The 23,897-nt window shown below is 57.0% G+C and carries 23 protein-coding genes; 20 read left to right on the forward strand and 3 right to left on the reverse strand.

Annotated features, from left to right (window positions below; genetic code table 11):
• Window positions 1–37: 37 nt before the first annotated feature.
• On the reverse strand, window positions 38–1,780 hold the full coding sequence (locus RRB22_08125; protein ID MDT8384367.1) for a c-type cytochrome: 1,743 nt from the start codon (window positions 1,778–1,780) through the stop codon (window positions 38–40).
• Window positions 1,781–2,047: 267 nt separating this feature from the next.
• Here RRB22_08125 and ruvB point away from each other — a divergent pair, with 267 nt between their 5' ends.
• From ruvB to gpmI, 13 genes are all read left to right on the forward strand, one after another.
• On the forward strand, window positions 2,048–3,106 hold the full coding sequence (gene ruvB / locus RRB22_08130; GenBank protein MDT8384368.1) for a Holliday junction branch migration DNA helicase RuvB: 1,059 nt from the start codon (window positions 2,048–2,050) through the stop codon (window positions 3,104–3,106).
• 141 nt (window positions 3,107–3,247) lie between these two features.
• A complete protein-coding gene (gene ybgC, locus RRB22_08135) occupies window positions 3,248–3,688 on the forward strand; it encodes a tol-pal system-associated acyl-CoA thioesterase (GenBank protein ID MDT8384369.1) in 441 nt (146 codons plus the stop codon).
• The gene (gene tolQ, locus RRB22_08140; protein MDT8384370.1) at window positions 3,678–4,352 is read left to right on the forward strand and encodes a protein TolQ; all 675 of its coding nucleotides are present in this window, start codon (window positions 3,678–3,680) and stop codon (window positions 4,350–4,352) included. The genes ybgC and tolQ overlap by 11 nt, the downstream gene beginning before the upstream one ends.
• Before the next feature lie 36 nt (window positions 4,353–4,388).
• Window positions 4,389–4,793, forward strand: coding sequence for a protein TolR (gene tolR / locus RRB22_08145; protein ID MDT8384371.1), 405 nt, complete (start codon window positions 4,389–4,391; stop codon window positions 4,791–4,793).
• 44 nt (window positions 4,794–4,837) lie between these two features.
• Window positions 4,838–5,728, forward strand: a complete 891-nt coding sequence (tolA, locus tag RRB22_08150; protein ID MDT8384372.1) for a cell envelope integrity protein TolA — start codon at window positions 4,838–4,840, stop codon at window positions 5,726–5,728.
• Window positions 5,729–5,832: 104 nt separating this feature from the next.
• Window positions 5,833–7,170, forward strand: a complete 1,338-nt coding sequence (gene tolB, locus RRB22_08155; GenBank protein ID MDT8384373.1) for a Tol-Pal system beta propeller repeat protein TolB — start codon at window positions 5,833–5,835, stop codon at window positions 7,168–7,170.
• A gap of 223 nt (window positions 7,171–7,393) precedes the next feature.
• Window positions 7,394–7,972 carry a peptidoglycan-associated lipoprotein Pal gene (pal, locus tag RRB22_08160; protein ID MDT8384374.1) on the forward strand — a complete coding sequence of 193 codons (579 nt, stop codon included), beginning with the start codon at window positions 7,394–7,396 and terminating at the stop codon, window positions 7,970–7,972.
• A 96-nt stretch (window positions 7,973–8,068) separates the two neighbouring features.
• Entirely contained in the window at window positions 8,069–8,932 is an 864-nt protein-coding gene (gene ybgF, locus RRB22_08165) for a tol-pal system protein YbgF (protein MDT8384375.1), read from the forward strand.
• A 96-nt stretch (window positions 8,933–9,028) separates the two neighbouring features.
• Window positions 9,029–9,733, forward strand: a complete 705-nt coding sequence (gene queE / locus RRB22_08170) for a 7-carboxy-7-deazaguanine synthase QueE (protein ID MDT8384376.1) — start codon at window positions 9,029–9,031, stop codon at window positions 9,731–9,733.
• Complete coding sequence (gene queC, locus RRB22_08175; protein MDT8384377.1) at window positions 9,730–10,419, forward strand: 7-cyano-7-deazaguanine synthase QueC; 690 nt, start codon at window positions 9,730–9,732, stop codon at window positions 10,417–10,419. Before queE ends, queC begins: the two co-directional genes overlap by 4 nt.
• Entirely contained in the window at window positions 10,416–11,150 is a 735-nt protein-coding gene (locus tag RRB22_08180; protein MDT8384378.1) for an SAM-dependent chlorinase/fluorinase, read from the forward strand. The genes queC and RRB22_08180 overlap by 4 nt, the downstream gene beginning before the upstream one ends.
• A 54-nt stretch (window positions 11,151–11,204) precedes the next feature.
• Window positions 11,205–12,827, forward strand: coding sequence for a fused MFS/spermidine synthase (locus RRB22_08185; protein MDT8384379.1), 1,623 nt, complete (start codon window positions 11,205–11,207; stop codon window positions 12,825–12,827).
• Window positions 12,828–12,977: 150 nt separating this feature from the next.
• The gene (gene gpmI / locus RRB22_08190; GenBank protein ID MDT8384380.1) at window positions 12,978–14,537 is read left to right on the forward strand and encodes a 2,3-bisphosphoglycerate-independent phosphoglycerate mutase; all 1,560 of its coding nucleotides are present in this window, start codon (window positions 12,978–12,980) and stop codon (window positions 14,535–14,537) included.
• A gap of 515 nt (window positions 14,538–15,052) precedes the next feature.
• On the opposite strand, the gene RRB22_08195 is transcribed toward gpmI, so the two are convergent.
• On the reverse strand, window positions 15,053–15,478 hold the full coding sequence (locus RRB22_08195) for a helix-turn-helix domain-containing protein (protein ID MDT8384381.1): 426 nt from the start codon (window positions 15,476–15,478) through the stop codon (window positions 15,053–15,055).
• Between the two features lie 280 nt (window positions 15,479–15,758).
• On the opposite strand from RRB22_08195, the gene RRB22_08200 reads away from it, so the two are divergent.
• The 3 genes from RRB22_08200 to RRB22_08210 all read left to right on the forward strand — a co-directional run bounded on the left by RRB22_08200 (window position 15,759) and on the right by RRB22_08210 (window position 19,008).
• Window positions 15,759–16,193, forward strand: coding sequence for a secondary thiamine-phosphate synthase enzyme YjbQ (locus RRB22_08200; protein MDT8384382.1), 435 nt, complete (start codon window positions 15,759–15,761; stop codon window positions 16,191–16,193).
• A gap of 70 nt (window positions 16,194–16,263) precedes the next feature.
• On the forward strand, window positions 16,264–17,109 hold the full coding sequence (locus tag RRB22_08205; protein ID MDT8384383.1) for a sulfurtransferase: 846 nt from the start codon (window positions 16,264–16,266) through the stop codon (window positions 17,107–17,109).
• 60 nt (window positions 17,110–17,169) lie between these two features.
• The gene (locus RRB22_08210) at window positions 17,170–19,008 is read left to right on the forward strand and encodes a PAS domain S-box protein (protein MDT8384384.1); all 1,839 of its coding nucleotides are present in this window, start codon (window positions 17,170–17,172) and stop codon (window positions 19,006–19,008) included.
• A gap of 27 nt (window positions 19,009–19,035) precedes the next feature.
• Here RRB22_08210 and RRB22_08215 read toward each other — a convergent pair whose 3' ends face one another.
• Complete coding sequence (locus RRB22_08215) at window positions 19,036–19,914, reverse strand: SDR family oxidoreductase (protein MDT8384385.1); 879 nt, start codon at window positions 19,912–19,914, stop codon at window positions 19,036–19,038.
• A 308-nt stretch (window positions 19,915–20,222) separates the two neighbouring features.
• Between RRB22_08215 and RRB22_08220 the strand changes: the two genes are divergently transcribed.
• The 4 genes from RRB22_08220 to RRB22_08235 all read left to right on the forward strand — a co-directional run bounded on the left by RRB22_08220 (window position 20,223) and on the right by RRB22_08235 (window position 23,847).
• Complete coding sequence (locus RRB22_08220) at window positions 20,223–20,795, forward strand: RNA polymerase sigma factor (protein ID MDT8384386.1); 573 nt, start codon at window positions 20,223–20,225, stop codon at window positions 20,793–20,795.
• 100 nt (window positions 20,796–20,895) lie between these two features.
• Window positions 20,896–21,729, forward strand: coding sequence for a hypothetical protein (locus RRB22_08225; GenBank protein ID MDT8384387.1), 834 nt, complete (start codon window positions 20,896–20,898; stop codon window positions 21,727–21,729).
• A 123-nt stretch (window positions 21,730–21,852) separates the two neighbouring features.
• Entirely contained in the window at window positions 21,853–22,290 is a 438-nt protein-coding gene (locus RRB22_08230) for a hypothetical protein (protein ID MDT8384388.1), read from the forward strand.
• Between the two features lie 237 nt (window positions 22,291–22,527).
• The gene (locus RRB22_08235; protein ID MDT8384389.1) at window positions 22,528–23,847 is read left to right on the forward strand and encodes a tetratricopeptide repeat protein; all 1,320 of its coding nucleotides are present in this window, start codon (window positions 22,528–22,530) and stop codon (window positions 23,845–23,847) included.
• Window positions 23,848–23,897: the final 50 nt, after the last annotated feature.

The following is a 23,897-nucleotide window of genomic DNA, read 5'->3' on the forward strand; positions in this document are numbered from 1 at the left end:
CCGCGAGCGCACTAGTGGCGGGCGCCGGTGATAACGGCTATTGCCGCGAATAGTGGGCGGCGATGGCCTCGATCTCGAGCTGGCTGAGCTCGGCGGTCATCTTGTTCATGGTGGAGTTCAGGCGGTCTTTGTTTTTGTAACCGTTTAATGCCTTGACCAGATAGGCCTGGCGCTGCCCCGCAATACGGGGTTTGTCCGCATCCGGGTTTCCGCCCCCCTCACCATGACAGCGATCACATTTTTGCGAGAGCACGGCCGGCGCCTCCATGATGTGCACCGGTGAATTTTTCGGTGCTAACCGCGAGTAGTAAACCCCGAGTTTCTGGCTGGCGGATTTGTCCAGCGCCTGGGCGGCATTTTTCATGTCGCTGTGCTGGCGCTGATCATTGCGGTAGGCCGCAAGGGCGGCGGCAATATAACGGGCATCCTGTCCCGCCAGGCTCGGTATGGCGCTGTCCTGACTGTTGCCGTCTTCGCCATGGCAGCCCGCGCAGCCGGCGGCGAGTTCGGTGACAGTGCTGTCGGGCTGCGCGGCCTGCGCTACGGGTGCCGGCGGCATTGGTGTCTGGCTGGCATAGTACAGCGCCAGTTTCTCGATGTCGGTGTCGCCGAGATAGCGGGTCAGCATCTGCATCATGGCGTGCTGCCGGTCGCCGTTACGGTAGTGGGCGATGGCCGTCTGCAGGTAGTCCTCCGACAGCCCGGCCAGTCTGGGGGTGCCGGGTGTTTTACTGTTGCCGCGTTCGCCGTGGCAGGCATTGCAGGAGGCGGCGAGTTTTTCGCCATCTCCCAGGGGGTCGAAATTTTCCGTGCCGGTTTGGGACGCCTGCGCAACGCCGACGGCCCGCGGGGTACGGGTGGCGAAATAGACGGCATTGCGCTGAATCGCCTCGTCGCTGAGGCCCTGGGCGATATCGGTCATCATCCGGTTCTGGCGTTCCCGGTCGCGATAGGTCTGCATGGCCTTGATGAGATAACCGGCGTTCTGGCCGGCCAGGCTCGGCATGGCCGGGTGCGTGCTGTTGCCGTCCTCGCCGTGGCAGCCCAGGCAGCGATGGGCGAGCTCATCACTGGCGTCGCTGGCCTTGAGCTGTCGTCCCAGGGGCGAGCGCTGGCGTTTCTGTGCCGCAAAAAAGGCCGCGAGCTGGCGGATATCCGCTTCGCTCAGGCTCAGTTTGAAGTTTTTCATGATCGCCGCCCCCTGCCGCTCACCCTGCAGATAACTCTTCAGCGCCGGGATAAAATACGCGGGCTGCAGTCCCGCCAAACTCGGTACCCCCTCGATGATGCTGTTGCCGTCCCTGCCGTGGCAGCCGGCGCAGGGTCGAGACAAGGCCTGTCCCGCGCGTAGGTCGCGCGGTTGCCCGCTAGCGGCGGGCGCGGCCCCAGTTTTTGCCGTCCAGGGCGCATCGAGCTGGGCATAGTGTTCGGCCAGCTGTTGGCGTTCGAGTGCGTCAATGTCAAACACCGCAGCCCGCATCACCTCATGCTGGCGGTCACCGATAAGGTAGCCGCGCATGGCGGATTCGAGATAATTGGCATCCTGGCCGGCAATAAAAGGCACCTCCGGATTATTGCCCACGCCATCCTCACCGTGGCAGCTATTGCAGCCGGCAACCAGGGTCACATCCTGTGCGGCCGGGGTCGGCGGGGCGGGGGTGTCCGTGGTCTCCGACGGGGTATTGGCATCACAGGCGGACAGGCTGGCAAGCATCAGAATCATGCCCAACAGAATCATGTTTGGCAGAAACGGTATCGATGGCGGTGCAGTGTGTGGCATGCGATGAATTCCTTTGCGGGTAGTGCCAGTGATGCCCTATTGTACGGCCGAACAGGGCAAGGGCACTAACCCGGATATTTCATAAGCGCCTGCTGCGTGGCCGTAAGCCCATGAGTCTGCCGCGTTGCGCTGGAAAAATGTGCTCAACGTACGTTAAGTACGTCTGCGCGTATTATCCTTCGCGCGCCTTGCATCTTCATGGTTTTACGGCCTCGCGCAACGCCATTTATGAAATATCCGGGCTAATGCTGTAGTACACTCTAGCCCATGATCGAAACCGACCGCCTCATTGCCCCCACGGCCACCGCCCGCGACGATCGGGAAGAGGCCCAGGATCGGGCGATTCGTCCCAGGACGCTGGCCGATTATGTGGGCCAGCCCGCGGTCAAGGAACAGATGGAAATCTTTGTCGCCGCCGCGCGGGGCCGCGGCGAGGCGCTGGATCACACGCTGATCTTTGGTCCGCCCGGTCTGGGCAAGACCACCCTGGCGCATATTATCGCCACCGAGATGGGCGTCAACATGCGCCACACCTCCGGGCCGGTGCTGGAGCGCCCCGGCGATCTTGCCGCCCTGCTGACCAATCTTGAGCCGCACGACGTCCTGTTTGTGGACGAGATTCATCGTCTCTCCGCCGTGGTGGAGGAGGTGCTGTATCCCGCCATGGAGGATTATCAGCTGGACATCATGATCGGCGAGGGGCCGGCGGCGCGCTCGGTGAAACTGGACCTGCCGCCGTTCACCCTGGTGGGGGCGACCACGCGCGCGGGCCTGCTGACCTCGCCGCTGCGCGACCGCTTCGGCATCGTGCAGCGGCTGGAATTCTATTCGATCCCGGATCTTGCCCACATCGTGCAGCGTGCGGCGGCCATTCTCGGTGTGCACATGGACCCCGAGGGTGCCGGCGAACTCGCCCGGCGTGCCCGTGGCACCCCCCGCATTGCCAACCGCCTGCTGCGACGGGTGCGGGATTTTGCCGAGGTGAAGGCCGATGGGCGGATCACCGCCGAGGTGGCGAGTCGCGCCCTGGATCTGCTGGACGTGGACGACAATGGTTTTGATATGCTGGATCGCAAGCTGATGCTGGCGGTGATCGAAAAGTTTGACGGCGGCCCGGTGGGCGTCGACAACCTCGCCGCGGCGATTGGCGAGGAGCGGGGCACCATCGAGGATGTACTGGAGCCCTATCTGATTCAGCAGGGCTTTCTGATGCGCTCCCCCCGCGGTCGCGTGGCGACACGCAGTGCCTATCTGCATTTTGGTCTGCCCGTGCCCGCCCGGGTGGCACCGCTGGAAGACCTGTTTGAGGGCCCGGAATCCGCCTGATGCGACGACGAATCAGAACCGACCGATCATCACAAAAACTATCGGTTGCAGATCCGGCGAGAAGACCGACGCAACGCGGGTGGAATCTTTGCGCCCGCCTGTGGTCATTAGCAGGGAATGGGAAAGGGGAGCGTGACCGCCGTGGCTGATTTTCGCTGGCCGGTGCGGGTGTACTACGAAGACACCGATAACGGCGGGGTCGTCTATTATGCCAATTACCTGAAATTCATGGAGCGGGCGCGTACCGAATGGTTGCGGGCCCGGGGCGTGGAGCAGGACCTCCTGGCACAACAGCAAGGGCTGATTTTTGCGGTGCGCTCGGCGCAGCTGGATTACCTCAAACCCGGTCGATTCAATCAGCGGCTCTCCGTCAGCGTCAGCGTGGCGCAGGCCGGCAGGGCCAGTCTGAGCTTTGAGCAGCGTGTTATGCTCGTGGATGAAAACAGTTTACTAACAGAGGGAGAGGGAGACGGTTTGTTGTTGTGTCAGGGGAAAATCAAGATCGCCTGTCTGGACGCCAGCAGCCTGAAACCGCGCGCCATCCCCATTGCTATCCGACAGGAGATTCTCGGTGACGGCTGATCTATCGATTCTTTCATTAATCACCAATGCCAGCGTACTGGTGCAGGTGGTGATGTTGCTCTTGCTTATCGCGTCGCTGTTTTCCTGGAATATCATCTTTCAGAAACTCAGGATGTTGTCCAGGGCGCGTAGCGCGGCCGATGAGTTTGAGGAAAAATTCTGGTCCGGTGGCGATCTTTCCAATCTCTATAATCAGGTGACCTCCGGGCGTCACGGGAATGCGGGCATGGCGATCATCTTTGAGGCGGGCTTCAAGGAGTTTGCCCGTCTGCGCAAGCAGCCCGGTATCGATCCCGCGGCGACGCTGGAGGGCGCGCAGCGCGCCATGCGGGTGGCCCTGTCACGCGAGACCGACAAGCTCGAGGTCCATCTGCCGTTTCTGGCGACGGTGGGATCGACCAGCCCGTACGTGGGTCTGTTCGGTACGGTGTGGGGCATCATGAATTCCTTTCGCGCGCTGGGCAATGTCAAACAGGCGACCATCGCCATGGTCGCGCCCGGCATCGCCGAGGCCCTGGTGGCCACGGCGATGGGCCTGTTTGCGGCGATTCCGGCGGTGATCTTTTTTAACCGCTTCAACACCGATCTGGAACGCCTGATAAATCGTTACGATGCCTTTCTGGAGGAATTCTCCAGCATCCTGCAACGGCAGGCGCACAAATAGATGGCGGCTCCGGCGAAAAGGCTGCGACGTCGGCCGATGTCCGACATCAACGTGGTGCCCTATATCGACGTGATGTTGGTGCTGCTGGTGATCTTTATGATCACCGCGCCGCTGTTGACCCAGGGGGTGGCCGTGGAATTGCCGCAGGCCGAGGCCGAACCCATGGCGGGCGAGACTGACGAACCGCTGGTGGTGACGGTCACCGCTAGCGGCGATTACTACCTCAGCGTGGGCGACAATCCCGACAAGCCTATTGATCATCAATTGCTGGTCACCAAGGTCGCGGCGGTCCTGCGACACCGGCCAAAGACCCCGATTATGGTGCGCGGCGACAGCCAGGTGGAATACGGTAAGGTGGTCGTGGCCATGGCCTTGTTGCAAAAGGCCGGCGCGCCCAGTGTGGGCCTGATCACCCAGGCGCCCGAAAATCGTCAACCGTAACGCCCGGGTAAACAAAATTAGACATGCATAAATAGATATCGATCGTGAGAGCCCTGTTAAAAGAAATCCTGCAAAACCCGCTGGCCATGACCCTGGCCATCCTGGTGCACCTGCTGCTGGCGGGCGTGCTGTTCATCAGCCTGGAGTGGACCGATGTGCCCACCCCGGCACAGCCCAAGGTGGATATCGTCAAGGCCGTGGTGGTGGACGAATCCAGGGTTGCTGAGGAGCTAGAGAAGCTCAAAAAGGCCGAGCAAAAAAAGAGCAAGCAAGAGCAGGCCAAACAGAAGGCGCTGGAAAAGCAGGCCCTGGAGGCGAAGAAAAAGCGCGAACGCGAAGAGCAGCGGCTGGCCACGTTGCGCAAGGAACGCGAGGCGGAAAAAATACAGCAAAAGAAACTGCAAAAGCAACGCGAGGTCGAAGAGCAGCGAATTGCCGCCGAGCGGATCAAAAAACAGCAAGAGGTGGAGCGCCTGAAGACCGAACAGGCGCGACTCGAACAGCAGCGCATCGCCGAGGAAAAACGTCTGGCGGATGCCGAGGCCAGGCGGCAGCAGCTTGAGGCCCAGCAGCGACGTGAAGCCGAGGCCGCGGCGCGCCGTGCCGAGTTCGAGGCGGAACAGCAGCGCATGGAGGCGGCCAAGCAGCAACGCCTCAGTACGCTACGCGGCAGTTATATTGCCGACATCCAGAATAAGGTCGAGCGTAACTGGATTCGTCCCGCCAGTGCCAGGGAGGGTCTGAAGTGCAAGGTGGTGGTGCACCAGATTCCGGGCGGCGAGGTGATTAATGTTACCGTCACCGAGTGCACCGGTGATGATGTGTTCCGGCGCTCAGTGGAGGCGGCAGTCTATAAGGCCTCGCCCTTGCCGCGACCCTCGGATCCCGATCTGTTTGACCGTGAGATCGTATTTAACTTTAAACCCAAGACCTAGTCGGCCAGGCAGATATCAGAAACTGAACAATACAAGCCATGCCCATTCGTACCGAAATTCATAGCAAAAAACACGTGAGACATATAAAAAATCTGATGCTTAAAATGAAACTACTTTTTTCTGCCCTGCTGGGCCTCTATTTCGTATTGCTGGCTGGGACCGCCCATGCCGTGCTGAATATTGAAATCACCCAGGGCGTCGAGGGTGCCGTGCCGGTGGCCATCGTGCCCTTTGGCTGGGAGGTGCCACCGCAAAGCGCCCAGATGCCGACCGCACTGACGGCGCCACTAAAGCCCCCCGTCGATGTGGCGGCGATTATTAGTGCCGATCTGGCGCGCAGCGGGCGGTTTGCACCGCTGCCGCCCAAGGATATGGTGGCCAGGCCACATGCCGATACGACGATCAATTTTTCCAACTGGCGGGTTTTTCAGACGGAAAATCTGGTGGTGGGCACCCTGCAATACGTTGGGGCGAATCGATACAAGATCCGTTTCCGCCTGTTCGATGTCTTCAAGGGAAAGCAGCTTGAGGGGGTCAGCCTTTCGGCCAGTGGCAACGATCTGCGCCGCGCGGCCCACCAGGTCAGCGATATCATCTATGAAAAGCTCACGGGTGAGCGCGGGGCATTTAGCACAAATGTGGCCTATGTCACGGCAGATGGACAGGGTAATGCGCGACGATACTCTCTGTGGATTGCCGATGCAGATGGTCATGGTGCGCAGTCGATGATGCGTTCACGCGAGCCGATCCTGTCGCCGGCGTGGTCACCTGACGGAACCCGGATCGCCTATGCCTCACTGGAAGATGCGGGTCATCAGGTGGTATTTGTACAGGAAGTAGCCAGTGGTCGCCGCGAGAAGGTGTCAGCCCAAAAAGGACTGAATGGCGCACCGGCCTGGTCGCCGGATGGCCAATCCCTGGCCATCAGCCTTTCCAAGGATGGCAACGCTGAGATATATGTCATAGACTTGAAGAGCAAAAAACAGCGGCGTTTGACGCGTCACTGGGCGATAGATACAGAGCCGGCCTGGATGCCGGATGGCAAGAGCATCATTTTCACCTCGGATCGTGGCGGACGACCGCAGTTGTACAGGGTCCCGGCCATGGGCGGCCAGGCGGAGCGTCTGACCTTCGAAGGTCACTCTAACGCCAGGGCATCGGTATCATCGGATGGCACAAAGGTGGCAATGATCCACCGTATAGATGGCCATTACCGGGTGGCGGTTATGGAGCTGTCGAGCGGTAATCTGCGGGTATTAACGGATGGGGATCTGGATGAATCGCCCAGTTTTTCACCAAATGGCAGTATGGTGATTTACGCGACCAGTGCCAGAGGCCGCGGCATATTGAAGGCAGTATCGGTAGAGGGCGGTGTACAACAACGCTTCACGGATACAGCGGGCGATGTCCGTGAACCGGCATGGTCCCCGTTTATGCAGTGATTTATGCAATAATGAATGGTCCGCGCTGAACTCGATCGTCATGCGTTGGTAACACAATGGTAGTATTATGCTCCATTTTGCAGGATGAACCGTCATTATTGAGGCCGGTAGCATTTTTTTGCCTATTTTCACAAAATGGACAAAAACCAACGCAACTATTTTAGTTATTAAACAGTTTTAGTTATTACACAGTAATTTACAGAACAAACCGAGGGAGTTAGCTATGAAATTCTGGATCAAGACAGTGCTCGTACTTTTGCCTGCACTGATGCTGCTGGGTTGCGGTACGTCAGGTGAAGTGGAAGATGCAAGTGATACAGGCGTCAGCACGTCTACGCCAGCTGCCGGCTCAGAGGCCACCACCAGTGGCGTGGGTGCAGGTGGTGTAACCAGTGGTGAAGGTATGACAGCAGAAGATACCTCGGCTGCCGCAGCCCAGGGTGATCCGCTGGATGATCCCAATAGCCTGCTCGCCACTCGCGTGATCTATTTTGATTTCGACAAGAGCGATATTCGCAGTGATGTGCGCGATGTGATTCAGGCGCATGCCGAATACCTGGCCAGCCATCCCGATGTGATGATCACCCTGGAAGGTCATGCCGACGAGCGCGGTACCCGTGAATACAATATTGCCCTGGGTGAACGCCGCGCCAACGCCGTGCAGCGTATGCTGACTTTGCAGGGGGCCTCGGCCGGCCAGATCCGTGTAGTCAGCTACGGTGAAGAACGCCCGGCAGCCCTGGGGCACGATGAAGATGCATGGGCGCTCAATCGCCGTGCCGAATTTATCTACCAGCGCTAGGTTGTTGTCTTATTTTACGTGTAAAGAGACAGGTATCTCGTGACGCAAGCTTTTGTTAGCTCGGTATTAAGAGGTTCGTCAATCAGGTCTGCAGGCATGGCGTTGGTCATTTTGGCCGCGCCATGTTTCGTTTTTGATGTGGCGGCACGTGAACCGGCGCCGGTGATAGAGGCCTCTGGTGATCTGTCGACGTCCAGGTCGGACTTCCTGGAGAAACGCATCGAAAAGCTGGAACGATTACTGGAAAACCAGACCCTGGTTGATCTGGTGATGCGCATGGATGGCCTGCAAAATGAGATCCAGCAGCTGTCCGGGCGGACGGAAGAACAGGCGCACAATATCGAGCAACTGAAAAACCGGCAGCGGGATCTGTATCTGGATATTGATCGGCGTTTGCGTCAGGCGGAACAGGCGCGGGCCAGTACGCCCGCCGCACCGGCAACAGGTTCGGTTTTTGGAGAGGTGATACCGGATGGGGCCGTGGCAGGTGGCGCCAGTGGACAGCCTGCGGGTTCCTCTGCTATGTCAGGCGCAACGCAGCCGGATGTTTCGGCCGGCGTCCAGGCTGCGGCCGATCCGCAGCAGGAGCGTGACGATTACGAGCGTGCCTTCAATCTGCTCAAGGAAGGTCGGTACGATCTCGCCGTAGCGGCCTTTAAAACCTTTGTACAGAAATATCCTCGCGGGCAGTTTTCCGATAATGCGCAATACTGGTTAGGCGAAGCCAATTATGTGCAACGTCATTTTCAGGTTGCCTTGGCTGAATTTGAAAAAGTCATAAAAGACTATCCGGCCAGTCCCAAACGCGCCGATGCCCTGTTGAAAATGGGTTACACCTACCAGGCATTGGGACAGCACGACAAGGCCCGTTTGTCCCTCAATGATGTGGTGATGAATCACCCCAATACCACCGCGGCGAGTCTGGCCAAAAAACGATTGCAGGATCTGAAGCAGCTGTAAGGTTTCACGTTGGTAAGCTTGATGTTGCTATCATAGCTTTCGTCGGTTCTCGATTTTCCCCTGTGCATTGTTGCTGGACTGGCAAAAGTACATTTCATGACGACAGATTTCCCCATCACACCCACCACTCAAAGCCGGCAGCAGGATGTCGATTCCCGCACCGATCAGTTGCGCATCACAGAAATCTTTCTATCTCTGCAAGGGGAGTCGCGCACGGTAGGTTTCCCCACTGTGTTTGTGCGTCTCACCGGCTGCCCCCTGCGCTGTGGTTACTGTGATACGAGCTATGCCTTTCAGGGTGGGCGGTGGATGGCGATGGACGCAATCCTTGCCGACATTGCCGCCCTGCAAACGCATCATGTCACCGTTACTGGCGGCGAGCCCCTCGCACAACGTGCATGCACCGCCTTGTTGAGCCGGCTGTGCGATGCCGGGTATGCCGTTTCCCTGGAGACCAGCGGCGCACTGGATGTGTCCGCGGTGGATGCGCGCGTGGTGAAGGTGATGGATCTCAAGACACCGGGTTCGGGTGAGGAAGCCAGAAATCGCTGGGAAAATCTTCCGCACCTGACAGCGCAGGATCAAATCAAGTTTGTCATCTGTGATCGTGCCGATTATGACTGGGCAAAGCAAAAGATCGAGCAATATGATCTGCTGTCCCGTTGTGAAATCCTGTTTTCTCCCTGTTTTGGTCAGCTGGCACCGGTCACCCTGGCCGACTGGATTCTCGGCGATAAATTACCGGTGCGTTTCCAGCTGCAGTTACACAAATTACTTTGGGGTGATGAGCCGGGCCGATGAACAGTCTGGAAAAAAAGGCGGTAGTGCTGGTATCCGGTGGCTTGGACTCAGCCACCACTCTGGCAATGGCGAGGGATGAACATTTTTCCTGTTATGCCCTGAGTTTTGATTATGGGCAGCGACATCGCTCTGAACTGGATGCCTCGGCCCGGGTGGCAAAAACCCTGGGTGCTGTATCGCATCGCGTCATCTCGCTGGACCTGCGGGCCATCGGCGGTTCTGCGCTGACCGATGACGCCATTGACGTGCCAACGGGGCAGACTGGCTCACATGAGCTTATCCCTGTTACCTATGTGCCGGCACGAAATACCATCTTTCTGTCGTATGCGCTTGCCTGGGCGGAAGTGTTGCAGGCGCAGCATATTTTTATTGGCGTGAATGCGGTGGATTATTCCGGTTACCCCGATTGCAGGCCGGAATATATCGCCGCCTATCAGGCCATGGCCAAGCTTGCTACCAAGGCGGGAGTGGAAGGGGATGCCGTTACCATTCACGCACCACTGATTCAGCTGACCAAGGCGGATATCATCCGCAAGGGCGTGGCTCTGGGAGTGGACTATGGAATGACCGTTTCATGTTATGGCGCCGATGCCGCCGGTCGTGCCTGTGGCCAGTGCGACTCCTGCCGTCTGCGCGCCGCCGGCTTCCGGGAGGCGGGCATAAGCGATCCTACCGTCTACCAGTGATTGTCCTGTTTACAGACTTTGGTGATGGTGGGCCCTATGTGGGACAGATGAAGGCCGTGCTCGCACAGCACGCCCCTGCGGTAGCGGTCATCGATCTGCTCAATGACGCGCCTGCGTTTGATGTCACCGCTTCCGCGCATCTGCTGGCAGCGTATATGGGCAGCTTTTCTGTTGGCACCATTTTTCTGGCGATTATTGATCCCACGGTTGGTAGTGCTGAGCGTAAGCCGGTGATCGCGAAAGTGGATGGTCGCTATTTTGTCGGGCCCGGAAATGGTCTGTTTGATGTGGTGGCGGCACGTGGCAGTGAGGTGCAGTGGTGGGAGATTGACTGGCGTCCGGAATCGCTCTCCCATAGTTTTCACGGCCGAGACCTGTTTGCACCCGTGGCGGCCCGGCTGGCTATGGGCGAATTTCCACAGGTTAGACTGCTGCCTTTTCCGCGGCCCTCTGTCGATACGGGTGATCTGTGCAGGATTATCTACATTGATCATTACGGTAACGCGATTACCGGTCTGCGCGCCGGCAAGCTGGATAGGCGTTCGGGCTTGCGGCTGGGCGAAACCCTGCTCCGTTACGCGCGCACGTTTTCCAGTGTCCCGCACGGGCAGGCCTTCTGGTACGAAAATGCCAACGGCCTGGTCGAGATCGCCGCCAATCAGGGGCATGCCGCCCGGCTGCTGTCACTGGGCCTGGGCGATACTATTACTATTGTTCCCGAACTGCGCTAGGTTCATTGCTACCGCGATGCGTGATGTCGGTCCCAACCTATACGAGTGGAAACTATGACGAATTTAGAAGAACGGGCAGCAACTCCTAACCTGAGCCGGACCATGGTTGCGGCGAATTCCAGGGCCTTCCTGGCTTTTCTGCTCTGCACCGCGGTGCTGAGCGGTGCCCTGGTGATGGTCATCCAAGTGCTGGGTTCCCGCGTGGTCGGTCCCTTTTTCGGCGTCAGCCTGTTTGTCTGGACTTCCCTGATCACCGTGACGCTGCTGGCCCTGGCCGTGGGCTACGCCATCGGGGGGCTGTTGTCGGATCGCTTTCATCAGCCGGGTTATCTGTTCGGCATTATTTTGCTAGCCGGGGTGCTGGCCTTATTCATTCCGATTCTAAAGGGTCCCGTGTTGAAGGCCTGCCTTCCGCTAGGCCTGAAGGCCGGGGCCTTTGCCAGCACCCTGATTCTGTTCGGGCCGGTGTTGTTGTTGCTGGGCTGTGTCTCGCCGTATCTGGTAAAACTGGCCGCGCGCGAGTTGCAGAATCTGGGGCGCATGGTAGGTGGGCTGTATGCCCTGTCGACCATCGGTAGCACGGCGGGTACGGTACTGACGGGTTTTGTGTTGATCGCCTATCTGAGTGTCGATCAGATCTTTGCGCTGACGGGCGGTCTGCTGATGGCCCTGGCGGCGATCTATTTTGTGGCCTTTCAGCGCCGCTGGTGGGTGCTGGTGATACTGGTTTTACCCTTTTTGCTGTACCAGCCACAGGAGGCGGTATCTCGCACCATGGCGGATGGCACCCAGGTGGATCTTGTGCATCGGCAGGATAATTATTACGGCGACATTAAGGTGGTGGATTATAGTTTTGGGAAAACCCACTACCGGGAAATGATTATCGATGGCATGGTTCAGGGTGGGATTGATCTTGCGGATAACCTGTCGGTTTATGAATATACCTATTTTATGAAATTCCTTCCCTTTATGCTGGCGCCGGAGGGGAAGCGATGCCTGATGATCGGGCTTGGTTTGGGGGTTATTCCCAGCTGGTATGAGCAACAGGGCATCCAGTGTGACGTGGTCGATATCAACCAGGCCGTGGCAGAGATTGCACGTGACTATTTTAATTTCAGGATTTCCGGCGATCTGTTTATTGAAGATGCGCGCTATTTTCTCAACAGCACCGATCGTGATTATGACTATATATTGTTAGATGTTTTTAGTGGCGATATTACCCCGGCACATCTGTTGAGCAGGGAGGCGTTGTCATTAATGCGCGAACGCCTGCGGCCCAATGGCGTGCTGGCCATCAACCTGATTGGCAGCCTGCAACGGGAAACCTTCATGACTGCGTCCATAGTGAAGACCCTGCAATCCGTCTTCAACGTGGTCGATATTTATCCCACCTTTAACACGGAAAAATCCACGATCGGTGTAGGAAATCTTGCGTTGATGTCCTATCAGGGCGAGCGCAGGGAATTGCGGATTGATCACGCCCGGTTTCAGAGTCATGCCCGCGTCAGCGAACAGGTGTTTGCCAATCTGGGGCGGCGTTACGAGTTTCCGGCCCATACCCCGGCGATGATATTGACCGACGCGTACAACCCTGTCGATTTCTTTGATGGCTGGCTGCGTGAAACGGTACGCAAAAGCATTCTGGAATCGACGAATTGGGACATTCTGATCAGTTAAGCCGTCGCCGTAATCACGGAACCCTGGTTTTTTTCGCCATTGTGCATCTCAATCATTTCCCTCAACCATTCCTCTCAACTTTGGGCCTGAGCCTGCCGCTATGTCGATACATATCTATATGTATCAACCTTTGGAAATGCTCGCGATATCATGACTGAAAAATCCCCCCGCCGTCCGGTCGTATTGATCATCCTCGACGGTTTTGGTGTGAGTCCCAGCAGGCTCAATAATGCGGTGGCTCAGGCGCACACCCCGCAGCTGGATAAATATTTCTCCCGCCACGTCCATACCTTGTTGCAGGCCTCGGGCAGCGCGGTGGGCCTGCCAGACGGCCAAATGGGCAATTCCGAGGTCGGACACCTGACCATGGGCTGTGGCGCGATCGTGCGGCAAGATCTGGTACGCATCGATAGCGCCATTAACGATATGAGTTTCTTTGAAAATCTCGCGCTCATGGATGCCGTGGGACATGCCCGCAATAACCAGCGCCCCCTGCATCTGGCGGGGCTGGTTTCCGATGGTGGTGTGCACAGCGATATCGCCCATCTGCTGGCGCTGATTGAACTGTGTCGGCGCAACGATGTACGGCCGGTGCTGCATATGTTCACCGATGGGCGCGATACCGCGCCGGTTTCCGCCCTGCATTATCTGGATCAGATCGAACCATCGCTGCGCTCGGCCGGTGGCAGCATCGCCTCGGTGAGCGGGCGTTATTTCGCGATGGATAGGGACAATCGCTGGCTGCGCACCGAGCAGGCCTGGCGGGCCATCACCCTTGCGCAGGGCGTGCATGCCGAATCGGCGCGGGATGCCATTGAGGCGGCCTATGCCGCAGGCAAAACCGATGAATTTATTGTGCCCACGGTGATCAATGGCGGCGAACCTGTTCAGTGGGGCGACCCGCTGCTGTTTTTCAATTTCCGCAAGGATCGCGCGCGTCAGCTGACGGCGGCGCTGGCTAAGCAGGAGTTCAGCCATTTTGATCGCGGCGATTACACGCCCATCAGCGTCACCTGCATGACCGAATATGACGAATGGTACCGTTTGCCGTTTGCGTTCAAGCAAGACCGGCCCCAAACCACCATGGCCGAGGTGATCAGCCGCGCCGGCCTGCGCCAGTTCCATTGTGCCGAGACCGAAAAATACGCCCACGTCACCTATTTTCTAAACGGTGGCAAGGGGGATCCCTTTGCCGGGGAGGAGCGGGTGATCATCGATTCGCCCAGGGTTGCCACCTACGATCTGCAGCCGGAGATGAGTGCGGACAAGGTGGCGGATGCCGTCATTGAAGCTATGAATAGCAAGGATTTCGCCTTTATTGTGGTGAATTTTGCCAATGGCGACATGGTGGGGCATTCCGGTATTCCCGCTGCCGCGATAAAGGCCGTGGAGGCCCTGGATCGTGAGGTGGGCCGTCTGCTGGATGTAGCCGATGGCGCGAACTGGTCGGTGGTACTCACGGCCGATCACGGCAACTGCGAACAGATGGTGGACCCCGTGAGTGGAGAGCCCCATACGCGACACACGGTCTACCCGGTGCCCTGTCTGATTATCGATGAAGTGCCCTGGCAATTGGCGGTGGGGGCGGGCCTGAGCGCGATTGCGCCCACGGTGCTGCACCTGCTGGGCCTGCCGATCCCCGAGGCGATGAGCGGTCGTTCGCTGTTGCTGAAGCCGATTGCCCGCCAGGCGTCGTCTTCCCCTGCATAATGACCGCCCCGGTTATCGCTTCCCCCGCCGTCTTGCATCTGTGGGACAAGGGATGTGGGCAAGGACGCTGATTGAAGCAGCGGGGCACGCGAACCGTCTCTTATATAATAAAAAGATATATTTATTGAAAATTATCACTTCCAGTGAAAATGTGGGTTTGCTATATTGATCTTACTTTAAACAAACCCCCTATATTGTTTAAACGAAAAAGCCGCCACCTCAGCCCTGCTGATGGCGGTATTTTTTTGGTGGGTGTTTTTCTGGGCGGGAGGCGGGAACGAAAAAACCGTCCATGGGCGCTGCATGAAAAGGGTGCATTTATCTGCAATCGGGATGTTTTTATTGGAAATAATCATTTCTCACGAGAAGCACCGCTTGCTACTGTGGAGTCACTTCCAAACAAACCCCCTATCTGTTTGAATCCAGCCGCGCCATCCCCATAGCGCGGTTTTTTTTTTGCGTTTTGTTACGTAAAGGCTGGCCAGCGCTGTGGGTCCGGTCGCCTCAGAGCCGCGCTAGCGCTGGGCGGCGATCAATTCCTCAATGACCTTGGCCAAGGCCTCACGTTGCAGTTTGGGTAATTTCATCCACATTAAACCGAGATCAAAGGCCTCTTTGCTGAGCTTGTCCCTGCCGATGAGGGGGAGATTTTTGCCCTCACCGCGGGGGTTTTCACTCTTGTTATAGGGCTCCCCCTGTCCCGAGAGTAACCAATTGGAGCGTACCTTGGTGAGGTCGGAGAGCTTGACCAGGGCAGATGTCCGCGGAAAGGCATCGCCCTTAAGCCAATGGCCGACATCCTGAACGGGGACATTCAGTAATTCGGCGAGGCGTGACTGGCGCCCGCCCCCCAGTTTGGGGAACTGGATATTGTCCAGGGCATCGTTGAGCCGCTCGGCAAAACGCATTCTTTCACTGGAGGTGGTTTTCTTGTTTGGCATGTCGACCTTTGCTATCTGTGAACGATCTCTGTGTGGGTGGGCATAATAGACGGTTTGAGGGTAAGTATTTTCTAAAACATGTCAACAAATAGCGGCTGCAGGTCGGATCTCTGTAAGGTACACAGGAGCCGGTGTTATCGGGGCGCCCAAGGGGCGATTTTTATCAAGTAAGCCGTCGTCGCTGCCGATGTGCTAGTGGGGGACTGATGCCAGCAGGACTCATTTTTTCCACTATAAATATAGGGTTAAAGGCAGGACGGTGTTGCCAGGGGAAGAGGAGATGTTTGTCCAGGAATCTTTGTCGATCACCACCCAGGGGCGTGGCAGTTACAGCATTACCGACGCTGTCCAGGCGGTTGTCGCTGCATCCGGCGTCAGTGTTGGGCTTTGCCACCTGTTTGTGACGCATACGAGTGCATCACTGATGCTTTGCGAAAATGCCGACCCCAGTGTCCGGCAGGATTTGGAAACCTTTATGGCCCGTTTAATCCCGGATGGTGATCCGATGTTTGCACATCAGGATGAGGGGCCGGATGACATGCCCGCCCATGTCCGGACGATCTTGACCCATAGCGAACTGACTCTGCCGATATCCAGGCAACGCTGCGCCCTGGGGATCTGGCAGGGTATCTATTTGTGGGAACACCGTACCCAGGCTCACGAGCGGAGATTGATTGTGACACTAAACGGTAATCGCCATGCTGTGTCGGGCTAAGCGGCACAGGGAAGGCAGGGTCATCCGGCGGATCTTATCACCGCTGTTATTGGCGCTTTGTATTTTTCCGATGCCGCTTCCGGCCGACACCGCCGCGCGCGTGGCGGCGAAGACGATGGATGAACGGCTGTTGACGGAGGCCGCATGGCTACAGAAAAGCCTGGCGGGACATGATCTGGTGGTGGTTGATGTGCGTATCCCCGAGCTGTATCAGCAGGGCCATATTCCGGGTGCGGTCAATATCCCCACGGCGCTGACTTTCCGGCAGCACGGCCAGACGGATCGGCTGGGCTCAGTGGCCTATATCGAAAAGCTGTTTGGCGCCGCGGGCATCGATCGGCACAGCCATGTTGTTTTGTACGATGACGGCAGGTTGGTGGATGCCAGTCGTGTATTCTGGATATTTGAGGTGTATGGCCATCGTCATGTTGCGGTGCTGAATGGGGGTTACCAGGGGTGGATTGAACAGGAGTATGCGGTTTCCGTGCATCCGGCAGAGCGAAAGCCCAGGCGATTTGTGGCTTCGATTACACCGGATAAACTGGCGACCCGATTGCATGCGTATCTGGCCATAAAAGACCCTGACAGGATATTGATCGATGCCCGAGCCAAAGAGGAATATCGGGGGAAACAATCCATAACACCGCGCCTGGGCCATATTCCAACGGCGATGAGCATCCCGTGGGATGAAAATATAGTCCGTGACAGTGGTGGGTTAAGGAGTAAAACGCTCCGCGAGCTGGAAAATGTTTACCAGAAACTTTCGCAGGATAAAAAAATAATTACCTATTGTAATAAAGGCAGAGAATCTTCACTCACCTATTTTATGCTGCGCAGGCTGGGCCGTGATGTCGCGCATTATGATGGGTCATGGTTTGAGTGGGGGAACATGGTGGACATGCCGGTTGAAAAATAATGAGGAATAATGGGCTTTTGAATGATATTTATAAAAGCGTTAAGCACCGTGAGCCATTAGATGTTTAGATTGTTTCAGGACCTACCCATTAAAACCAAGCTGATTATGGTTATCTTCAGTGCGGCAATGGTGGTGACGATCATTGGGTTTTCATTCTTCATGTTTCTGAATGTGCAGTCTGCGCGTGCTGAGGCGGTGGACCGTGCGCAGTCAGAAATGAATGTTCTGGCGCAGGACTTTGTGAAGCTGGTGATGTTTTCAGATGCCTATGTTGCTTCCGATATAGTCTCCAAGTTGCGCCAGTTTGATCTGGTAAAAAATGTCTTTCTCTATGATGCGGAGGGAAATCAGATCTTTCGCTACGAGGATTCGCCATCTTCTGCCATGGAGCCGCCTGACTTCATCCCCGGTCTGGCCAATACAAGGCCCACATTTAGTGATCAGCATTTTCAGTTTCTGATGCCAATGCGCTACGCCGGCGGAAAATATGGCTGGGTTTTTGCCCGCATTTCCACGGCTGCAATCAGTGAAAAGCTGGCCGGGTATTATCAGCTGATTGCGATCGCTATCCCTGCCATGTTTCTGGTTTCCTATCTGTTGGCGTTGTGGTTGCAGCGCTACTTCAGTGCCCCCATTATTCGATTGGCAGAGCGTGTGAGCCGTATTGCGGATGATGGCGATTTTGACCAGCGTGTAACATCGGATCAGCCCAATGAGATTGGCGGTTTGTATCGCAGCATCGGGCAGCTGCTGGAGGCGATAAGGTATTCACAGAGCCGATTGCATCAGAGTGAGGAAAGGCTTGAGGCAATCATCGATCTGGCGGGCAGCGCCTTGATTTCTGTCGACGAGGATTACCGGATAACCCTGTTTAATCATCAGGCAGAACAGATTTTCGGCTACGCTGCGCGCGAGGTAATTGGCAAGCCTCTGGATCTGTTGTTGCCGGAGAGATTTAGGGGTTCACATAATCAGAAAATCGACGCGTTCTCCGAGAAAGGTATGGCGTTACGTAATGCCATGTTCCGGTCTGATGTGCGGGGCCTGCGTAAAAATGGGGAGGAATTTCCCGTTGAGGCATCCATCTCAAAAAAGGTGCTGGCGGGTAAAAAGATATTCACCGTTGCGCTGGGGGATATCACCCAGCGTCGGCAAACAGAAGAGGAGTTGGCGGCGTATCGTTCCCATCTTGAAGACGTGGTCGAAGTGCGTACCGCAGAGCTGCGGGCAAAAAACAGCGAGCTGGAAGCTTTCAGTTATTCAATCGCGCATGATCTGCGCGCACCGTTGAGGTCCATTACCAGTTTCAGTCAGGTGTTGCTGGATGATGTTGGCGATACGCTGGGAGCAAAAGATCTGGAAAGCCTGATGCGTATTGTCAGTTCTGGCCAACACATGGCGGAATTGATCGACGGCATTCTGGATCTGGCCCGCATAGGGCGGACGCAACTTTCCAGTGCCGAAGTGGATTTGAGTGCATTTGTGCAAAAAGTGGAAACCCGTTTGAGCGGTGAGCTTGCCTCGCGCGATGTGCGGTGGGAAGTCGCGCCCAACATCGTGGCGCGAGGAGACCGGCAGCTGTTGGGGATGATGCTGGAAAACCTGATCGAAAATGCCTGGAAATACACCAGTAAAAAGGCTCGCGCCGTCATAGAGTTTGGTGTGGTGAATCAGCGGGGAAAACGGGTATATTTCGTAAAAGATAACGGTGTGGGTTTTGATATGAAATACGCCGACCATCTATTTAGTGTCTTTCACCGGTTGCATGCGGTTGAGGATTTCGAGGGCACAGGGGTGGGGCTGGCAACGGTGCAACGCATCATTCATCGACATGGCGGTTCGATCTGGGCGGAGGCGGCTGTGGACAAGGGCGCCACGTTTTATTTTACCTTGCCGTAGAGGCTTGCCTGATCAGCAGCAGGACGTCTATCGGTTTTCCTTGCGGGACACCCTGAGCAATACCCTGTCCAGCATCCGCGTGCTGAAAATTCGGCGCAGTACACCAAATAGATAAGTGGGAAAGGTGACGTAGTAACGCGGCCTGGGTCGCGGTGATTCCAGTGCATGGATCACCTTTTTGAGCACTGCCTCAGGCGTCAGCGTAAAGGGGGCGGCGGCCCCGCGTTTCTGCAACCGTTGTTCCATCTTGCGATAGGTGTCACGGTGTGCGCTGCTGTCAGCGTTGATGTGTTGCTGATAGGCCGCAAAGGCATTCTCTCGAAACCGGCTTTCAATGGGGCCGGGCTCGATGAGGGAGACCGAGATGCCCGTGCCGCTGAGTTCCTGGCGTAGTGTGTCGCTGATACCTTCCAGGGCAAACTTGCTGGCATTGTACGCGCCGCGATACGGCAATGAGATGAGGCCGAGGACCGAGCTGTTCTGGATGATTCGCCCATACCCCTGTTTGCGCAGTGTGGGGATGAGGAGGTTGGTGAGCTCTACCGTGCCGAACACATTTGTCTCAAACTGCTGGCGTAGTACCGCGCGGGAGAGATCCTCCACCGCACCGGGCTGTCCATAGGCGCCATTGTTAAACAGGGCAAATAGCCTGTTGCCGGCGATCTCCAGGGTGGCCGCGACGGCGGCGCGAATGGAGTCCGGGTCCGCCAGATCCAGCGGGATGGCGGCAAAACCCTCTTGTTGTAAACGGACGACATCGTCGGCCTTGCGTGCGCTGGCAATCACACGGTAGCCGCGCCTGTGTAGGCCGCGTGCGACGTGTAGGCCGATGCCACTGGAGCAGCCGGTAATGAGAATGGCGCGTTCGCTACGGCTTGGGTCGGGCTTGTGGTGGGAGGCGGACATAATTTTGGCTTGGTTAAGGGGAAAATGCGGTGTGCAGCGCGTAATTTCGCCCACTGTAGCGCTATGCGCGCCCTACGCCAAGCGGGTGATGATCGCCGATAAGGAACTTTTCGTGGCTGGTTGGCGTTATAATCTGAGCGCCTTGTGGAAGCGAGGGGCTAGTGTGCCAATAGGCTGCTACGTAGTGGTCTGTGCCATGGGCCCGCAGTGCCACATTTATTCGCCCCAATTATTCGTTCCAATTATTCGTTCAAATAATAGGTTTAACGGTTTCTCAATCTAGTGCCGATGCTGAAATCTTCCGTGGTATGAAAATATTTCCCTTCGACGCTGTCGATACCAAGCAGGGTTCCGCCGCGCGTTTTGACGCGCTGGTGCGCCCCCATCTGACCTATCTTTATCGGCTGGCCTTCCGCTTTTGTGGTAATCAGGCGGATGCGGAGGATCTGGTGCAGGATCTCCTACTCAAGCTTTTTCCGCGCTGTGCAGAGCTTGAAACGGTCGACAAGCTGCGCCCGTGGATGGTGACCTCGCTGTATCGCATGTTTGTCGATGGCACGCGTCGCCAGAAGCGCTCGCCACTGGAGCTGATCGATGACGAGATCATGTTTTACGAGACCTCCGCCAGCGGCGAGGCCTGTCCGGCCCAGGATCTGGCCGAAGACCAGCGGATTGGCCAGATCCAGTCCGCTTTTGAGCGGCTGTCGGAAGATCACCGGGTATTGCTAACCCTGCACGACATCGAAGGCTATCGCCTGGTGGAACTGGAAAAAATCCTCGAGGTACCCTTGGGGACGCTGAAATCACGAATACACCGGGCCCGGGCCCGGATGCGCGAACTGCTGGAATCGGCCGAAATCAATCCCGCAGCGGTCTCTTAAGTGGGTATGTGCGGCGAATAGTGCGGAAAAGCAGACCAAATGCGAAATAAGGGAACACTTTTGATCCACCGGGCGTGTTGATGATCAACAAGGCATATTTATGAACTGTACTGAATTTAACAACATCCTCATCAACGTCGGCGCTATCGGCCTGGACGGGCTCAGTGCCGACCAGCAGGCGGGCTTCGACGCCCATCAGGCAGGCTGTCCTGCGTGTCAGGCCCGGCTTGTGGCCGAGGCTGAGGCCACGGCAGCCTTGACGATGGCGTTACGAAAGCTGCCTGTGCCTGCCCCTTCGGCCGGTTTCGCCGATCGCGTATTGCGGGCCGCCGTCATTCAGGCAACGGTGCAGACAGCCACCCAGGCAGCCGCTCAGCAGCGGCCGGCAGCGGGCGCTGACCGGGTCGGGCGACACCAGCAGCGACGCAGTTTTATGCTGGGATTTGGCAGCGCCGCGGCCGCCGCGCTGGCGCTTTGGGTGGTGGTTGGCGCCTTTCCCGAGGCGGTGTCGCCGGTGCAGGTCGTTTCCGAGGAGGCGGTCGCCATCAACACGGCAGCCGTGATACCCGCCAGTACCGCATCCGCGAAAATGGCCCCCAGGCCTGAATTGTCCATCACGCTGAACAAGCAGCAGGATATCAAGCTGGCCTTCTATTCCGGTCAGTCACTGGAGGGCGCCAGGATTACCATTCGTCTGCCGGAAAACGTGGCCCTGGTGGGTTACCCCGGTCGCCGTGAATTGAGCTGGACCACCAGCCTGAAAAAGGGCGATAACCTGCTGCGCCTGCCCGTGATTGCGACCCAGATTGCCCACGGTGAGTTGGTGGCCGATATCGAATACCAGGACCAGGTTAAGACCCTGACACTGGGTCTTGAGGCGAAGGCGACAGACGCCTCACGGACAGGGCCTGGCTGGGTGGCCGTTGTCGGCTAGAGAGTTGGGTAAGGAGTTGGGTAAGGAGTTGGGTAAGGTCGGCCAGGAAATACAGTAGGGTTAATGGCTTGTAGCGATGTGCATACGGAAGATGCAAAACCAGGAGTTACGATTTTGAGATTGGTGCAAACCATAATATTGGCAGGGGTTTCGTTTTTCCTGTCGGCAGGCATAGGTTACGCGGCGGATCTGGGTGATCTCGATCTCACGATCCGCGTCATCGAAACCGATGATGTCCAGCAAATTCACAACGAGCTCAGCCTGCCCGCCATCGCCGCCGAGGCCGCTCATGAACCGGCAGGGGGTGGCCTGACCCAGGCCGCGGCTTCCCGGAAACCGGAAGAGAAGCAACAAACAGGGGAACAAGAGACTGCCGCGGGCCAAGCCAATGGCCTGCGTGAGGAAGAGCATGAGGTACATCTTGATCGCGATGAACACATCGAAGATCGTGATGACCGGGAAGATGAGCACCAGGAGGCCCGGGAGACGGAAAACCTTGAGGATGATCATGAAAAAGAACATAACAGCGAGCAACTCACTGTGCGGGATGCCCAGATTTAGCGGTCTGGTGTCTCCAGACAAGACTGGATAAGCCGGCTGCACGATAGAATGAAATCCCTCTCCTGCCTTTTCGGGGGGAGGGATTTTTTGTGCCTGCCTGAGATCGGCTTTTTCAGTCGGTGGCTAGCACAATTGAGGATGAATGATGCCGCGGCTTTTTGTAAACTGATGCCCCCTATGAAAGTTGCTGCAAGAAAAGCCCCCTGTGAAGATGATGCGAGCGTGACGCTGCCGCCAATGAACCTTCGGCTCTTGCCCTGGTGTCTGTGTGTTGTGTTGAGCCTGGCGGTGGCCACTAGCGCATATGCCGCTTCGGGAGAGGACGATTTTGAGCGTGGTGTTGCGGCCGCGGCTGCGGGTGATGCTGCTGCTGCGCTGAAGTATTTTAAACAGGCCGAACAGGCAGGGCTGGATACGCTGGCGCTGAAATACAATCTGGCCGTCAGTTATTACCGACTGCAGCAATATGAGTCCGCGCGTAAAATCTTTGCCGAGCTTGCGGATGTGCCGAGCTTTGAACAGCTGGCCTATTTTAATCTGGGCCTGATTGCCAACCAGCAAAAAGATGAGGCCGAAGCGATCGCCTGGTTCCGTCGGGCCTATCGTAATCCCGGTAGTGAAAAGCTGCGGAAATTGTCGGCAATTGCACTGGACCGGTTGGGTGCTTCCGTTGACGAGCGACGGCGAGAGGATAAGCGCTGGACGGGGCTGATATCCAGTTCCCTCACCCATGATAGCAATGTTGCCCTGGCTAATAACGAGCTGATTGGCGTCACCAGTGAGAGCGATACTGCAGCGGATGTTTCCGTGTCGGCCGGACGCTGGCTGAAAGGTACGATCAACAGCGGTGTGCGCATGACACTGGGGGCCAGCCTGCGGAAGTTCGGCAGCCTCAGCCAAAATGATGACGCTCAGTTGAGCGCACGGGTGTTACGCTATGACCGCCTGGCTGACTGGAGGGTGCGGCTGGGCGGTAGCTGGGATGAGATATATTTTGATGGCAGTGGTTATCAGCGCATTGTCAGCGCCGATGTGCGCGCGCTTAAAGACCTGTCGAGCACCAATCAGTTGCGCCTGCGTTACAAATTGAGCCGCATCCAGGCCACCGATGCGGTGTTTGATTATCTTGATGGCTGGCGGCAACAATTCCGCATAGGCCTGCAGCAACGTCGTGAATCGCTGCGCCTGCGTTACTACTATCAGTTGGAGCTGAACGCCCGGGAGGACCGGGTCGGCAGCTTCGATCCCTTTATCAGTTATTCGCCAACCCGGCACAGTCTGCGCGCCAGCAGTTGGTGGGACTTTGCAGGTCAGTGGCAAGCGCAGCTGGACGCGCGTTTTCGTTACAGTCGATATAACGATGACAATATCCTGAATGGTGGGATCACCGAGCGTCGGGAAGACAGCCAGCTGCGCCTGTCGGTGCGCCTGAGTCGCAGCTTTGCCCGGCACTGGGAGGCGCATATGCAGTTCACGGCCATCACCAATGAATCAAACGTCGATCTCAGGAGCTATGACCGGTCGATTATCAAGGCGGGCGTGAGCCGGTCATTCTGACTGGCACTCCGCTAGCTGCATGACGTTTGCATTACCACTGGCAGCATGGT

This window comes from Gammaproteobacteria bacterium, assembly GCA_032250735.1.
Classification (GTDB): domain Bacteria; phylum Pseudomonadota; class Gammaproteobacteria; order SZUA-152; family SZUA-152; genus SZUA-152.